Origin of the sequence: Marinilactibacillus kalidii, from assembly GCF_017599325.1 — a bacterium.
Taxonomy (GTDB): domain Bacteria; phylum Bacillota; class Bacilli; order Lactobacillales; family Carnobacteriaceae_A; genus Marinilactibacillus; species Marinilactibacillus kalidii.
On the sequence record NZ_JAGFVM010000003.1, the window covers coordinates 36423 to 53432 of the forward strand.

Below are 17010 nucleotides of genomic sequence, written 5' to 3' on the forward strand. Positions count from 1 at the left end.
ATATGAGAGTAATATCTGGAGAGTATGGAGGACGGCCCTTGAAGGCGGTGCCGGGGACAACGACACGACCAACTACTGATAAAATAAAAGAATCTGTTTTCCATATGATTGGGCCTTATTTTGATGGTGGTAGAGTATTGGATCTTTATGCGGGTAGTGGATCACTAGGTATTGAGGCTGTTTCTCGGGGCATGGATAGTGCGGTTTTAGTGGATTCAAACTTTAAAGCCATCAATATTATTCAAGAAAATGTTAGCATGACAAAAGAACCTGAAAAATTCATAGTTTATAAGAAAAAAGATCGTCAAGCTATTGTAGAATTAGAATCAAAGCATAGTGTATTTAACTTAGTTATATTAGATCCGCCTTATGCTTTGCAGGAAATTGAATCGATTATTAAAAGTCTTGAAACGAGTCATTTAATTAATGAACATTCGATGATTCTCTGCGAAACGGATAAAGATACGATTCTTCCCAACTCCGTTGGATTATTCTCGGTCACAAAAGAGAAGGTCTACGGAATGACTCGTATCACTGTATATAAAGGAGAAGTGTTATGAAAGTAGCGGCTTTATATGCTGGGAGCTTTGACCCATTTACAAATGGCCACCTTGATATTGTCTCGCGTGCCGCAACACTATTTGACGAAGTGATTATCGCTGTAAGTGAAAATATATCAAAAAAAGCGATGTTCAGCGCAGAAGATCGCATGAAAATGATTGAGACTTCTCTAAAAGATAGTAATCTGAGTGGTCGAGTTCGAGTGGTCAAACACGCTGGTGGTTTAACCATAGATATGGCTGAGGAGTTAAGTGTCAAAGCAATGGTTAGAGGCCTACGATCAATTAAAGATATGGAATACGAAATGGATATTGCTTCTATGAATCATTTCCAAAATAGCCAGATTGAAACAGTTTTTTTAATGTCGAGTGAAAAATATCGATTCGTTAGCTCTTCCCTGATTAAAGAAGTAGCTAAATTCAATGGGGATATTCAGGGTCTCGTCCCTGACAATATAAAAAAAGAAATGACTGATCGATTGGGTCAGGAAGAAAGCAGGTAGCGTGATTGAAAAAAATACCATTATGGTTAAAAGTAGTCCTATTGATTGGTTTAGTTTATTTAGTCTTTTTGAGACCAATTCCTTATTACATTGAGAGACCCGGTGCAGCACTGGATCTTAATCCAGTTATCGAAGTTGGTGGTGAAAAATCGGATGAATCTGGGAAGTACATGATGACTACTGTCGAAATTCTCCAAGCTACACCATTTTCTTATTTCTTTCAATTTTTACCTTATAACGATGTTGTAACGGAAGCTGAATTATTTGGAGACATTGATGATTATGAAGCTTACAATCGACTACAAAAGTATTATATGGACAGTTCAATTCATTCAGCAATCGTGGCTGCTTTTGATGCGGCAGATAAGCCTTACGAGTTAACCTATAATGGGGTATATGTCATGAGTGTTGCAGATAATTCTAATTTTAAGTCATCTCTTCAAATGGGTGATACCATCACATCGGTTGATGATTTATTGTTTGAAAATACGGAAGAGTTTATGGATTATATCAAGTCACAAGAAATTGGTAAGAATATTACAGTACATTATGAGCGAGATGGCGTGGAATCTGTATCAGAAGGTCAATTAGTCGAGTTAGAAGAGACAGGTGAACCTGGTATTGGTATTTCGTTAGTTGACCAGTCTACGGTCGTCACAGACCCTGAGGTAACGATTGATGCGGGTCAGATCGGTGGACCATCAGCAGGACTAATGTATTCACTTCAAATTTATTCAATGATTACAGATAACAATCTCAGAGATGGACAAACAATCGCTGGTACAGGAACAATCTCTGATGATGGCACCGTTGGACCTATTGGCGGAATCGACAAAAAAGTAGTAGCCGCTGACGAAGAAGGCGCAACCGTCTTTTTTGCGCCTAATGATGAACTGACCGATGAACAAAAAGAAGATTTTCCAGATTACAAAACGAATTACGAAATAGCAGTAGAAGCAGCGAAAGATATCGATACAGATATGGAAATCGTACCAGTTAAAACCTTTAATGACGCGATTGAGTATCTTGAAAGTTTAAGTCCAGTTGCTGAAACATCGAGCCAGAGTCAAGGCGATTTTCTATTCGTTGCCTAACAAAAAAGGATTGGTCTTAGACCAGTCCTTTTTTTTTCGTTATTTTTTATTTTTTTAAGCAATATATATAGCGTAAGCATTAATCAAAAAAGGGGAGATGATATATGCAAGAACTGATTGATTGGATAAGACAGTTAAAAGTAAAAAAAATTTATATTATTGGTATGTTAATCATTATGGTAATCGTCTACTTTTCCCTGCTAATCAATTTAAAAAGACCAGAAGAAAGTGAAATACCCGAGGAAGATATTTTTAGGAGTAGTAATGATACGATAGAAGAAGCAGATGAAGCGGGTGCTATTTCTTCTATAGAAACTGAAAATAAAGATGTGATGATTGAACTAAAAGGCCAAGTTGAACAACCAGGCGTTTATAAAGTAGAAGAAAACGATAGATTAATCGATGCGGTGAAGCTTGCTGGAGGGCTTACCGATAATGCGGATGACCGATCAATTAATATGGCTTTAAAGATAAGTGACCAAATGATGATATACATTCCTTTCGTGGGGGAGGAAGGTGTGGAAGAAACTGAAGATGAAAGTGTTGAAAATCAAGCAAATCATAAAATTAATATCAATAGTGCTGAGCTACAATTGTTAACTGAATTAAATGGAATCGGTAATGCAAGAGCGCAGTCGATTATTGAATACCGGGAAGAAAAGGGACGTTTTAAAGAAATAGAAGAAATTAAGAACATTTCGGGTATCGGAGAAAAGATTTTTGAATCAATTAAAGATGAGATTATGGTAGATTAAGCGATGAGTGATTGCTATGCAAAAAGCTGTCTTGTATACTGTATAACGAAGTAATAATAGATCGATGATGAGTCGGTTGAGAATGTGAGGGAAAATAAATGACAGATAGAATTCCATGGAATCAATATTTTATGTCTCAAAGTATGTTACTAGCTATGAGAAGTACGTGTTCAAGACTATCGGTAGGGGCTACGATTGTTAGAGAAAAACGAGTAATATCAGGTGGATATAATGGATCTGTTAGTGGAGATGTCCATTGTATTGATCATGGGTGTTACGTTGTAGATGGTCATTGTGTCAGAACAGTTCATGCCGAAATTAATGCTATTTTGCAGTGTTCAAAATTTGGTGTCAAGACTGAAGGGTCTGATATTTATGTGACTCATTTCCCATGTTTACAGTGTACAAAAACCATTATTCAAGCAGGTATACAAAAAATTTACTACTTAAGTGATTACCATAATAATGAATATGCAATGAAACTTTTGGATCATGCAAAAATCGAAGTAGAGCAAGTAATGGTTCCAAAAGATTTATTTGAAAATATCGGTCATTTTTATAATTCAGATCTTACTCCTGATAATCGTCTCTCTTAATTAGTTATTGAAGGGTGCTTTAATATTCCCGGCCATCTTTTCTTTATTATTGTCCATTATGATTTTAGAGAACTACACAGGGATTTCGGTCTGTTTAGTACTATTCATGCTTATTCGTATAGGGTTAACCAGAAATAAAAAAATTATCGTGAGCTCTCTGTCTGTAAGTTTAATAATAGGTTCGCTAATGATACTGCAAGCTTCTAAAAACACATCAAATCTCAATGGGAACGAACAGTACTTTGATTTAGTTGTGAAGGCTACTTCAGTTAAAATAGATGGCGACCGGTTACGTTTTGTAGGCAAGACGCTAACAAATGGGCAAAATTCTGAAAATCTAGTAATTACCTATAAAATTAAATCAAATGAAGAAAAAGAAAGGCTTATTTCTCATTCCTTTCCTAAGTTCCTTGCCTTGTCCGGTAATTTGACCCGTCCAGATGGAATGAGAAATATTAACCAGTTTGATTACAAAACCTACTTGATGAGAAATCAAACCCATTGGATTTTTGAAGTAGATGAGATAGAAGTAAATAAAGGATATAGCGGACACTATCCTATATCTTATAGAGTAGATCATCTTAGAGCAGACTTATTCAACGTGATTGATAGACGGATTCAGGGAAAAGCTGGAGATTATATAAAAGCCTTACTTTTTGCAGACAAAAGAAATATGTCTGATTCTACAATGGAAAATTATCGAGCCTTGGGAATTGTTCATTTACTTAGTATTTCAGGGTTGCACATACAATTCTTAATTAAATTAATAAAGAAAATATTACTCGAAATAGGGGTAACGAGAGAAACAGCAAATATGGTTTTACTGATTTTACTACCTGTTTATGCTTTATTAGCAGGATTAGGAATCAGTGTATTCCGCGCAGTTGTACAGACCTTATTGTCCATTTTATTCACTATATTAAATAAACTCTCGTCTTCTCTCGATAATTGGGCGATCACCTTACTATTGGCTTTGGCAATACAGCCTTATCATCTCTATTCAGCAGGATTTCAACTGAGTTATCTACTCAGCTTTACAATGATCTTACTATCTAGTCATCCGAATATCATTGGATTAACGAAGCTTAAACAAAGTTTGTATCTCAATTGTGCTATTTCTTTAGTGAGTTTACCGATTTTGAGTTATCACTTTTTTGAATTTACATGGATAGTTGTCTTACTAAATTTAATTTTTCTCCCATTATTTTCGTTCATCATTTTACCTATGTTGGTAGCAGTGCTTATAGTATCATTAATTTTTCCACAGACGGCACTGAGTAGTCTAACGATCACCACCTCAAATAATCTATTGAGGGTATTAGAAGAAGGGATCAGAACAATCAGTGAGGCTAGCCATTTCACCTTTGTTGTTGGGAGGCTTTCTGTTCTGGGAATGATTTTATTGTGTATCGGTATTATCATTATCCTTTTAGAAAGAGAAATGAAAGGTAAAAAATATCAGTATCGATTGCTTTTACTAGGCAGTATTTTTTTACTAAGTTCGCTGTTCTCTGAGCGATTCTCTCCCATAGGTAAGGTGATGATGATCGATGTTGGTCAAGGGGATGCTCTCATGATCAAAGAGCCATACGGTAGAGGAAACTATTTGATAGATACTGGTGGAGTAGTCGAATGGCAAGAAAAAGAAGAGTGGACCAAGCGAAACCAGCCTTATTCAGTAGGGGACGATATTGTATTGCCAGTTCTGAAATCTCAAGGAGTAGCGAGGATAAATCAAATCTATCTGACTCATGCTGATGCAGACCATGTGGGTGCACTTAAAGACATCGTTAATGGTATGAAGGTTGATGAAATCGTAGCTACGCCGTTAACGCTTGAAGATCAGAGTATAAGTCAATATCTCTCGTTATTTAAACAAAAAGAGATTACGTTACGTCCTATTTATGCTGAAGGAAATCGTTCAATTGGGCCCAACCTGATCCCACTTTATCCTAAAGAAAAAATGAGTAGGACAGCATCCAATAAAAACGAAGTTTCGTTAGTATTATATGGTAAAATTGGTAGATATCATTGGTTATTCACCGGCGATCTGGAAAGTGAAGGAGAAGAAGAGCTATTGGCTCTGTATCCAAACTTAAAGATAGATGTATTGAAAGTTGGTCACCATGGAAGTTTGACTTCTTCTCAAGAAAAATTTTTAGATGGAATAAAACCGAACATAGGATGGATATCTAGTGGGAAAAATAATATCTATGGACATCCTCATCCTGAAATTTTAAATCGTTTAAACAATAGAGAAATAAAAATTTATAGAACGGATCAAAAAGGATCCATTCTATATCAATATTATAAAAGACCATTTTCGAATCAAATACGCGATGAAATTTATCAAGTCAATTAAAAAAAGATATAAAATCAATAAGGAGTTCATCATGAGCGAAATTAATAAGCAAATCAGGTCGATTGAAAAAAAGAACTTCTCACCTGTATATCTTGTACAAGGGACAGAACAGTATCTAAGCGAAAAAGTCAGATTTGCTTTATTGAATGCAGTACTAGTTGAGGAAGTTTCCGAATTCAATTTTGGACAATTTGATATGAGAGAAACTACAATAGATGCTGCTCTTCAGGAAGCTGAGTCTTTTCCATTTTTCGGTGATAAGAGGCTCGTATTTGTTCAGCAACCCTATTTTTTAACAGGAAAAACAATGGCTAATGGCTTGGACCATGATATGAGTTATCTAGAATCGTATCTTCAGAATCCATCTGAGTTTTCTATTTTAGTCATATTTGCACCTTATGAAAAGCTGGATAAGCGTAAAAAGATAACGAAGACACTTTTAAAAAAGGCTGAATTGATTAATATCGAGCCAATGAATGAAAAAGGTATTTCAGATATAGTTAAATCAACTTCTGAACAAGCAGGCTATAGTATAGATACTAAGGCGTTAGAAAAATTGATTCAGTTAACAGATCGTAATTTATCGAAAAGTATGATGGAACTGGAAAAACTAATGATTTATCATCAAGAGGACAAGCAGATCAGTCTTTCCAGTGTTGAGGAACTCGTACCTAAAACGCTTGAGCAAAATATATTTGAGTTGAATGACTTAGTGCTCAGCAAAGAAGTACAACGATCGATTGAACTATATCAGGACCTATTGACTCAAAAAGAAGACCCGATTAAAATAATTGCATTAATGATTGGACAATTCAGACTATTGCTACAGGTGAAAATTTTACGAAGGAAAGGTTATCAACAAGCGGATATTGCAAAAATTTTAAAAGTCCATCCGTTTAGAGTGAAACTTGCCTTGCAAAAAGAAAAAAAATTCGAACAATCTGTTTTATCTAAAGCACATCATCAACTCATAGATGCAGATTATTTAATTAAGTCGGGTAGAGTTGATCCAGAGTTACAAGTTGAACTATTTATAATGAAATTTGCGGATGGTCATTCACAATTACAAATGAAATAAAGAAGTTTCTTTATTGAAATATTGCAAATAACTCAATTATCCTGTAGAATGGAGAATGTTGAAAATCAACTGAATAGAGAAGGTTTAAACCGCAAGAATCAAAGCAGAAATGAATTGATTTAGCAGACTAAACTGGATTTTAAAGAAATTCTTATAAAGGAGTGTTTTCAGAATGCCAAATATGGTACAAGCTATCAAACGTCAACGTCAAGATGTTAAAAAGAATGCTAACAACGTTGCGCAAGTTTCCGCTATGCGTAGTGCTAAAAAAAGATATCTAACTGCGGTTGAGAACGGACAAGATAATTCAACTGAATTATTCGAATCAGCTGTTAAAGCTATCGACCAAGCAGCATCTAAAGGATTAATTCACAAGAACAAAGCTGCTCGCGACAAGTCTCGTTTATCTAAAAAATTAGGTTAATGACCTTTCGTTCAATCATAAAGTTCTTCTTTCAGACACTAGTCTAAAGGAGAACTTTTTTTGACGTTTTGTGGTATCATTATATACGAATGTATGTTTAGGTTTAGGAGGAATACAGCATGTCTGAAAATAAATTTAAATTAAAATCAGTTTATGAGCCTAGTGGTGATCAACCGGAGGCCATTAAAAAACTAACTAAAGGGATTAGAGAAGGACAAAAAGAACAAACCTTACTTGGTGCAACAGGTACAGGTAAAACATTTACAATGTCTAATGTTATTCAAGAAGTTAACAAACCGACGTTAGTGATTGCGCATAATAAAACACTTGCGGGACAGTTGTATTCAGAATTTAAAGAGTTTTTCCCGGATAATGCTGTCGAATATTTTGTTAGTTATTATGATTATTATCAACCAGAGGCCTATGTACCTTCGACAGATACGTTTATTGAAAAAGATGCATCCGTTAATGATGAAATTGATAAGTTAAGACACTCCGCTACGAGCTCCTTGCTTGAAAGAAGAGATGTGATCGTAGTAGCATCAGTTTCATGTATCTATGGACTAGTAAACCCAAAAGATTATGAAGAACATGTTTTATCTTTAAGAGCTGGGATGGAAATCAGTCGCGATGCGGTTTTAAGAAGATTAGTCGATATGCAATTCGAAAGAAATGATATTGATTTCCAGCGTGGGCGTTTCCGTGCGCGTGGCGATATCGTCGAAATCTTTTTAGCTTCTAGAGAAAGTGAAGCGATTCGAGTAGAATTTTTCGGAGATGAGATTGAACGTATTAGAGAAGTAGATGTTTTGACAGGTGAAGTTAAAGCAGATCTCTCTCATGTTGCCGTTTTCCCTGCTACTCACTTTGTTTCAAACGATGAGCAAACAAGATCAGCGATCGAATCTATTAAATATGAACTAGATGATAGACTAAAAGAACTAAAAGAAGACAATAAGCTTTTAGAAGAGCAACGCTTAGAACAGAGAACGAATTATGATATCGAGATGCTGATGGAAATGGGATACTGCTCAGGTATCGAGAACTATTCACGCCATATGGATGGAAGAAAGCCTGGTCAATCGCCTTATACATTAATAGACTTCTTTCCTAAAGATTCTCTATTTATCGTAGATGAGTCTCATATCACGATGCCCCAAATTCGAGGAATGTATAATGGTGACCGTGCGAGAAAGCAGCAACTCGTGGATCACGGTTTCAGACTCCCAAGTGCGTTGGATAATAGACCTTTACGATTAGAGGAATTTGAAGAACGTGTTCCTCAAATCACTTATATATCGGCAACACCTGCAGACTACGAGATGGAACGCTCAACGCAAGTTGTCGAACAAATCATCAGACCAACAGGATTATTGGATCCAATCATTGAAGTACGACCGATAAAAGGTCAAATTGATGATCTGATTGAAGAAGTTAATGTACGAATAGAGAAAAACGAACGCGTCTTTATTACGACGTTGACGAAGAAAATGTCTGAAGACCTGACTGATTACTTGAAAGAAGTAGGGATAAAAGTTCAATATCTGCACAGTGATATTAAGACACTTGAACGAACGCAAATTATTAGAGATCTTAGAGTCGGAAAATATGATGTACTGATTGGGATCAACTTATTAAGAGAAGGACTCGATGTTCCAGAAGTTTCGATGGTCGCCATTTTAGATGCTGACAAAGAAGGTTTCTTGAGAAGTACGAGGTCACTGATTCAAACAATCGGACGTGCAGCACGTAATGAAAATGGACGGGTCATTATGTACGCCGATAAACGAACGGATTCTATGAATCGAGCAATTGAAGAAACGGAACGTAGACGTGAGATTCAAGAAGCGTATAACCTTGAACATGGAATTACACCGAAAACCATCAAGAAAGAAGTTAGAGACTTGATTAAGATCTCTACGATTATTGAAGATGGAGAAGATCTTACTGAAGATACATTCAAACAGTTGTCTAGAGAAGAAAGAAGAGAACTGATTGAAACAATGGAATTAGAAATGAAACAGGCGGCTAAAGAACTTGATTTTGAAAAAGCTGCTCAGTTACGGGATATCGTGTTAGAAATCAAAACCAATTTTTCAAAGTAAAAAATTGTATATTGACATTTTAAAATGAAACCTGTAAAGTTATTTTAAAGTTAATAGATATCCTTTAACAAGTAGTCCAGTGAGGCTAATAAGGAGCAGGACTTTCAATTTAAGCATGCAGTTAGACTTAAATTGAAGATTCAAGGGATGAAGTGTACCTTCATGTCTTTAAACCTAACCAATCATTAGGAAGCTCTCTTATCGCACATGGATAAGAGAGCTTTTTTTGTTTATTGGAACTCGTGTTAAGCTTCGATTCGGATCAATTAACTGAAATGGATAACTAAAAAACAGGGGGAACCAGTATGCAAAAGACTCAAGAAATAGAAGTCATTAATGAAGTCGCTATAAAAAGAGCTTTAACAAGAATTACTTATGAAATCATTGAGAAAAATAAAGGGATTGAACAATTGGTATTGCTCGGTGTAAAAACTAGAGGTGTCTTTCTTGCTCAAAGAATCGCACAAAGAATTGAACAGCTTGAGGGAAAGAAAATAGAAATTGGAGAATTAGATATTTCCAACTACCGAGATGATCAAAAAAACAATACTGAAAGAACTGTATCTACACCAGAAGTGACTACGTCGACCGAAGGAAAACAAGTCGTGATCGTTGATGATGTTTTATTCACAGGACGAACCATAAGAGCAGGATTAGATGCTGTCATTGATAGCGGTAGACCAAAAAAAATATACTTAGCTGTATTGATCGATAGAGGTCATAGAGAACTACCGATTCGTGCAGATTTTGTAGGAAAAAATATTCCTACAGCAAATGATGAATTGATTCAAGTTTCTTTGAAAGAGATTGACGGAAAAGATGCCGTTTCGATTGTTAAACCAACTCAATAAAAAGTGAATTTTAAAGGTAGCCCAGAGAGGCACAAAAGGTCACTGAAGAACCCTAAAAGGCAGCATTTATTTTTATAAGTATAGTGTTATACCTATAAAAATGGACAAAGGCTGGACAAGGGAACACTTCAGACCTGATGCGCAACTGGCTCAGGTCTTTTTTTCTGCGGTAGAACGAAAGTTTAGAGAGGAAGTTAAACATGATGAGTATCACTCAAAACTATACGAAACATTTTCTGACTTTAAATGAATTTGAAGATAAACAAATCAATGAAATGATTCAGCGTGCGTTACAATTTAAAGCTAAAAGAGCTAGCCTAGATCTTTCAAATCAATATGCAGTCAATCTTTTCTTTGAAGATAGCACGAGAACACACAAAAGCTTTGAAATGGCAGAGAGAAAATCGGGTATGCAAGTATTAGAATTTACACCTGAAACAAGTAGTTTGAAAAAAGGGGAGACCTTATACGATACAGTTAAAACATTTGAAGCGATAGGTGTTGATATGATCGTTGTCAGACATTCTCAAGAAGCTTTTTACAATGAACTACTCGAGCGTTCAGATTTAACTTGCTCCATCGTCAATGGTGGAGACGGTGCTGGTCAACATCCTAGCCAGTCGTTACTTGATTTAATGACCATTTATGAAGAATTCAATACATTCGAACAGTTAAAAATTGCGATTGCGGGAGATATTAGACATTCTAGAGTAGCAAAAAGTAATGCGATGATATTAACGCGGCTGGGTGCCGAAGTGATTTTTACTGGTCCAACAGAGTGGATGGACCCTTCACTTGAAGCATTTGGGACATACAAAGAAATAGATGAGTGTATAAAAGAAGTAGATGTATTTATGCTCCTACGGGTACAGCATGAACGTCATGAAAAAGGTGAAAAAAGTTATTCAAAACAAGCTTATTTAAAACAGTTTGGCTTAACTGCAGAAAGAGAGCAACAGATGGCTGATCATGCAATCGTGATGCATCCAGCCCCCGTGAATAGAGGAGTAGAGATTGCTACAGAATTGGTTGAATGTAATCGCTCAAGAATTTTTCAACAAATGGCCAATGGTGTTTATGCAAGAATGGCAATTATTGAATATGTGTTAAATAAATCCTAGGAGGACAAAATGAAGATAGTAATCAAGCATGCAACAATTCTTTCAGAAGAAGGTAAAACCAAAGATATATTGATTGATGAAGGAAAGATTCAATCAATTGAAGATGATTTATCTTCAGATGATGCGCATATTATTGATGTTGAAGGGAAGTTAGTTGTTCCTGGACTGATCGATGTACACGTCCACCTAAGAGAACCAGGATTTGAGTATAAGGAAACCATTGCTACTGGAACGGCTGCAGCTGCAAAAGGTGGGTTTACAACCATTTGTGCGATGCCAAATGTTAATCCAACACCTGATACGGCTGTAAAGATGAGGCAGATACAAACCCTAATCAAAAAAGATGCCCTTGTAAAAGTAAAACAGTATGCACCAATTACCGAATTATTGACCACCGACCAGTTAACAGATCAAGAATCATTGATAGAAGCGGGGGCTTTCGCATTTACGAATGATGGTGTTGGAGTGCAAACAGCTGCAACGATGTACAAAGCAATGGAACAAGCAGTCAAAAATAATAAGCCGATTGTAGCACACACCGAAGATGATTCTCTCTTGTTTGACGGCGGTGCAATGCACGAAGGTATCCGCAATAAAGCACTTGGCTTACCAGGGATGACACAACTGACAGAATCGACTCAAATTGCCAGAGATGTTTTGCTAGCAGAAGCAACCGGTGCACACTATCATATCTGTCATGTATCTGCCAAAGAGAGCGTACGAGTGATTAGAGATGCCAAGAGAGCGGGAATCAAGGTAACTGCAGAAGTGACACCCCATCACTTACTATTATCAGAGATGGACATTCCCAGTGACGATGCACTGTTTAAAATGAATCCACCTTTGAGAGGAAAAGAAGATCAAGCTGCACTATTAGAAGGATTACTTGATGGAACGATTGATATGATTGCAACCGATCATGCACCACATAGTGATAAAGAGAAATCAGGTTCAATGTTAGGCGCATCGTTTGGCATAATCGGAAGTGAAACAGCCTTTCCGCTCTTATATACTCACTTAGTGAAAACCAATAAAGTTACACTGAAGCAACTTGTTGACTGGATGACAGTAAAGCCAGCTGAGGTTTTCAACTTAACTGAAGGAAGATTAACCGTTGGTGCACCCGCAGATCTTGCTTGTTTCAATTTGGAAGCAGAGAAGGTTATTGACGAACAGTATATTCACTCGAAATCATCTAATACACCATTTATGGGATGGAATGTATATGGAAATACGTATATCACCATTGTAGATGGAAATGTCGTTTATCAGGAGGAAAAGTAATTGAAGAAAAGAATGTTGATTTTAGAAGATGGCAATTACTTTAAAGGATATGGTTTCGGATCAGATAAAGAAACGATTGGAGAAGTTGTATTTAATACGGGAATGACCGGTTACCAAGAATCTATAACAGATCATTCTTATAATGGACAATTACTGACATTTACGTATCCATTGATTGGAAATGCAGGCATCAATCGTGATGATCACGAATCAGTTTTTCCAACTACCAAAGCTGTTATCGTGAAGTCCTTTGCTAGAAGACCCTCTAACTGGCGAAGTCAAATGAACCTCGACGAGTTTTTAAAAGAAAAAGAGATTCCAGGTTTAACAGGTGTAGATACAAGAAGGTTAACAAAAGTGATTAGAGAACATGGAGCAATGAAAGCAATCTTAACGGATGAAACAGAAGATATCGAAACACTTCTCGAACGATTACGGAATACAGAACTAGACCATGACCAAGTGGCACAAGTCTCAACAACAAGACCCTACGTAAGTCCAGATAAAGGAAAGAAAGTTGTTGTCATCGATTTTGGTCTCAAGCACAGTATATTAAATGAGTTAAATAAACGTGCTTGTCATGTCACAGTCATGCCCTATGACACGAAAGCTGAAACGATTCTGAATCTTGATCCTGATGGTGTGATGCTGACAAATGGTCCAGGAGATCCAACCGATTTACCAGAGGTACTAAATATGATTAAAGAAATTCAGCAAAAAGTACCTGTTTTTGGTATTTGTTTAGGCCATCAGTTGATTGCTTTAGCAAATGGTGCGAAGACTTATAAGATGAATTTTGGACATAGAGGATTCAATCATCCTGTAAAAGAAATTGCCACGGGGAAAATTGCTTTTACCTCACAAAACCACGGATATGCTGTGGAAGCAGCATCTATAGATCCAGCATTTTTGCGCGTAACCCATACTGAAATCAATGACGGAACAGTAGAAGGATTAAGACACCGTGTACATCCAGTATTCAGTGTTCAGTATCATCCGGATGCAGCACCAGGTCCACATGACGCTGAAGACTTGTTTGACCAGTTTACAGAACTAATGGACTCATGGAAAGGAGGAAACCTTGATGCCTAAAAGAGAAGATATTAAGAAAATTTTAGTGATTGGATCAGGTCCAATCATTATTGGTCAAGCAGCTGAATTTGATTATGCAGGTGCTCAAGCTTGTTTAGCACTTCGCGAAGAAGGATACGAAGTCGTCTTGGTTAATTCTAATCCAGCGACAATCATGACTGACAAAGAAATTGCTGATAAAGTCTATCTTGAACCCTTGACACTTGAATTTGTCTCGAAAATCCTTAGAAAAGAACGTCCTGATGCGATTCTTCCCACACTAGGTGGCCAAATGGGACTGAATATGGCCATTGAGCTAGATAACAGTGGTATATTACAGGAATTAGAGATTGAACTACTTGGAACAACACTAGCTGCTATCAACAAAGCAGAAGATCGTGATCTATTCAGGTCATTGATGCATGAATTAAACGAGCCTGTTCCAGACAGCGATATTGTACATACCGTAGAAGAGGCGGTAGCATTTGCAGAGAAGATTGGGTACCCACTGATTGTGCGGCCTGCTTTTACAATGGGCGGTACCGGTGGCGGTCTGTGTGACAATGAGAATGAACTGAAAGAAATCGTAGGAAATGGTATCAAATTGTCTCCTGTTCACCAGTGTCTTGTTGAAAGAAGTATTGCAGGCTATAAGGAAATTGAGTATGAAGTCATGCGTGATCGAAATGATAATGCAATGGTAGTTTGTAACATGGAAAATTTTGATCCTGTCGGTATTCATACAGGAGACTCAATCGTTTTAGCACCAAGTCAGACTTTGACAGATAAAGAGTATCAGATGTTACGAGATGCTTCACTTAAAATTATAAGAGCGCTTGAGATTGAGGGTGGTTGTAACGTTCAATTAGCGCTTGATCCAGATAGCTTCAACTACTACATCATCGAGGTCAATCCGCGAGTGAGTCGTTCCTCAGCCCTCGCAAGTAAGGCTACTGGCTATCCTATAGCTAAATTAGCAGCAAAAATCGCTGTCGGTTTAACACTTGATGAAATGAAAAATCCTGTCACTGAAACAACCTATGCCCAATTCGAGCCTGCCTTAGATTACGTTGTCTCAAAAATACCAAGATGGCCCTTCGATAAATTCGAGTCAGGTGATCGTCGACTAACGACACAGATGAAAGCAACAGGAGAAGTCATGGCGATCGGTCGAACGATTGAAGAAAGCCTATTGAAAGCTGTACGTTCGCTAGAAATTGGTACTGACCATATTCAATTAGCAGAATGCACCGGCATTGATGATCAGCGACTGATTGATAAAATCGTAAAAGCAGAAGATGATCGCCTGTTTTATTTAGCAGAAGCCATCCGCAGAGATTATCCTATAGAAGAATTGGCACAGCTAACAAAAATAGACTTGTTTTTCTTAGACAAACTTTTACACATTGTTGAAATTGAAAATATGCTCAAAGAAAAACCATTCGACCGCGATCTCATCGAGTATGCAAAAAAATATGGTTTTTCTGATGTTATTATCGCTGAACTATGGAAGACAGACTGGGAAAAGGTATCAACATTCAGAAAAAAAGCACATATCCTACCAGTTTATAAAACTGTTGACACTTGTGCAGCGGAATTTGATTCTTCCACACCCTATTTTTATAGTACGTATGAAGAAGAACAAGAGAGTATCGTAACAGAAAAAGAGTCTATACTCGTTCTAGGATCAGGCCCTATTCGAATCGGACAAGGAGTAGAGTTCGATTACGCGACTGTTCATTCGGTGAAAGCCATTCAGCAAGCAGGGTACGAAGCCATCATTATGAATAACAACCCTGAGACGGTATCGACGGACTTTTCTATATCGGATAAACTATATTTTGAACCTTTAACATTAGAAGATGTCATGAATGTCATTGATCATGAGCAACCAAAAGGTGTCATTGTTCAATTTGGTGGACAAACGGCTATCAATTTAGCTGAACCACTAGAAAAATTAGGTGTTAAGATCTTAGGGACGACCGTCGCAGATCTCGATAGAGCAGAAAATAGAAATGAATTTGAAAAAGCATTAAAAAGTTTAGGCATACCACAACCAAAAGGTGATACAGCTCGGACAGAAGTAGAAGCACTGAAAATTGCAAAAGGGATTGGTTATCCCGTCCTCGTACGTCCTAGCTATGTTCTTGGTGGAAGAGGGATGCAAATTGTCGATAATGCAGAAGACTTGTCTATCTACATGAATAGTGCTGTCAAGCTCTCATCGGAACACCCTGTGCTGATCGACCGCTACTTGATCGGTAAAGAAGTTGAAGTCGATGCAATTTGTGATGGAGAATCAGTTTTAATACCGGGCATCATGGAGCATATCGAGCGTTCCGGTGTTCACTCGGGGGACTCAATGGCGGTCTACCCACCACAGTCGTTATCTCCTGAAATCAAACAAACGATTGTAGAATATACAGAGAAGCTAAGTAAAGGCTTGAATTGTTATGGACTGATGAATATCCAATTTGTTATTCATGAGAACCAGGTTTACGTTATTGAAGTAAACCCTAGAGCTAGTAGAACTGTCCCATTCTTGAGTAAAGTAACGGGTATCCCAATGGCTCAAGTAGCCACAAAAATCATTGTCGGCCAATCGTTGAAAGACCAAGGATATACTAGTGGGCTGTATAAAGAACCAGCAACTGTACACGTTAAAGCACCAGTATTCAGTTTCTCGAAATTACATCTTGTCGATGCCTCGTTAGGGCCTGAAATGAAATCAACTGGAGAAGTAATGGGTAGCGATCGAACACTAGAGAAGGCACTATACAAAGCATTTGAAGCAAGTAGTATGCATTTACCAGAGCATGGGAAAGTGTTGATGACATTAACGAATGAAGATAAAGAAGAAGGAATTGAATTAGCAAAACGGTTTAGAGAAACAGGGTATTCTATTATTGCGACAGCAGGAACTGCAGAGACGTTAAGAAAAGAGCATATACGCGTTGAAATAATCGACGATAAAAAATCGCTGCACACTGAAGAACCGGTATTAAAACTTATTTTGACCAATCAAGTAGATCTTGTTGTAAATACGATGGGTAAGAATATAGAAGCAATAACTGATGGGGTTTATATTCGAAAAGCTTCGATTGAAAAAGGGATTCCATTGATGACATCATTGGATACAGTTTCTGCCATTTTAAGTGTTTTAGAATCAAGATCTTTCTCAACGAATACACTATAAACAATTTAAC

At 37.1% G+C, this 17010-nt stretch carries 14 protein-coding genes; all 14 read left to right on the forward strand.

Going from position 1 to position 17010, the window contains the following annotated elements:
* Positions 1-2: 2 nt before the first annotated feature.
* The 14 genes from rsmD to carB all read left to right on the forward strand — a co-directional run bounded on the left by rsmD (position 3) and on the right by carB (position 17000).
* Positions 3-560: a 16S rRNA (guanine(966)-N(2))-methyltransferase RsmD gene (rsmD, locus tag J5J05_RS00425; protein WP_208558687.1), complete on the forward strand. Its 558-nt coding sequence runs from the start codon at positions 3-5 to the stop codon at positions 558-560.
* Positions 557-1063, forward strand: a complete 507-nt coding sequence (gene coaD / locus J5J05_RS00430) for a pantetheine-phosphate adenylyltransferase (RefSeq protein WP_208558688.1) — start codon at positions 557-559, stop codon at positions 1061-1063. The genes rsmD and coaD overlap by 4 nt, the downstream gene beginning before the upstream one ends.
* Positions 1064-1068: 5 nt before the next feature.
* Positions 1069-2157, forward strand: coding sequence for a SepM family pheromone-processing serine protease (locus J5J05_RS00435; RefSeq protein ID WP_208558689.1), 1089 nt, complete (start codon positions 1069-1071; stop codon positions 2155-2157).
* Positions 2158-2261: 104 nt separating this feature from the next.
* Positions 2262-2912 (forward strand): helix-hairpin-helix domain-containing protein, encoded by a 651-nt coding sequence (locus tag J5J05_RS00440; RefSeq protein ID WP_208558690.1) that lies wholly within the window; start codon positions 2262-2264, stop codon positions 2910-2912.
* 98 nt (positions 2913-3010) lie between these two features.
* Positions 3011-3508 carry a ComE operon protein 2 gene (locus tag J5J05_RS00445; protein ID WP_208558691.1) on the forward strand — a complete coding sequence of 166 codons (498 nt, stop codon included), beginning with the start codon at positions 3011-3013 and terminating at the stop codon, positions 3506-3508.
* Between the two features lie 58 nt (positions 3509-3566).
* Positions 3567-5870, forward strand: coding sequence for a DNA internalization-related competence protein ComEC/Rec2 (locus tag J5J05_RS00450; RefSeq protein ID WP_279633258.1), 2304 nt, complete (start codon positions 3567-3569; stop codon positions 5868-5870).
* A 31-nt stretch (positions 5871-5901) separates the two neighbouring features.
* A complete protein-coding gene (gene holA, locus J5J05_RS00455; RefSeq protein WP_208558693.1) occupies positions 5902-6948 on the forward strand; it encodes a DNA polymerase III subunit delta in 1047 nt (348 codons plus the stop codon).
* A gap of 172 nt (positions 6949-7120) precedes the next feature.
* Positions 7121-7372: a 30S ribosomal protein S20 gene (gene rpsT, locus J5J05_RS00460; protein ID WP_208558694.1), complete on the forward strand. Its 252-nt coding sequence runs from the start codon at positions 7121-7123 to the stop codon at positions 7370-7372.
* A gap of 119 nt (positions 7373-7491) precedes the next feature.
* Positions 7492-9477, forward strand: coding sequence for an excinuclease ABC subunit UvrB (gene uvrB / locus J5J05_RS00465; protein WP_208558695.1), 1986 nt, complete (start codon positions 7492-7494; stop codon positions 9475-9477).
* Between the two features lie 305 nt (positions 9478-9782).
* On the forward strand, positions 9783-10328 hold the full coding sequence (pyrR, locus tag J5J05_RS00470) for a bifunctional pyr operon transcriptional regulator/uracil phosphoribosyltransferase PyrR (RefSeq protein ID WP_208558696.1): 546 nt from the start codon (positions 9783-9785) through the stop codon (positions 10326-10328).
* A 200-nt stretch (positions 10329-10528) separates the two neighbouring features.
* Positions 10529-11449: an aspartate carbamoyltransferase catalytic subunit gene (locus tag J5J05_RS00475; RefSeq protein WP_208558697.1), complete on the forward strand. Its 921-nt coding sequence runs from the start codon at positions 10529-10531 to the stop codon at positions 11447-11449.
* Positions 11450-11458: 9 nt separating this feature from the next.
* Positions 11459-12733 carry a dihydroorotase gene (locus J5J05_RS00480; RefSeq protein WP_208558698.1) on the forward strand — a complete coding sequence of 425 codons (1275 nt, stop codon included), beginning with the start codon at positions 11459-11461 and terminating at the stop codon, positions 12731-12733.
* 12 nt (positions 12734-12745) lie between these two features.
* Positions 12746-13825 carry a carbamoyl phosphate synthase small subunit gene (locus J5J05_RS00485; protein ID WP_208558790.1) on the forward strand — a complete coding sequence of 360 codons (1080 nt, stop codon included), beginning with the start codon at positions 12746-12748 and terminating at the stop codon, positions 13823-13825.
* Positions 13818-17000: a carbamoyl-phosphate synthase large subunit gene (gene carB / locus J5J05_RS00490; protein WP_208558699.1), complete on the forward strand. Its 3183-nt coding sequence runs from the start codon at positions 13818-13820 to the stop codon at positions 16998-17000. Before J5J05_RS00485 ends, carB begins: the two co-directional genes overlap by 8 nt.
* Positions 17001-17010: the final 10 nt, after the last annotated feature.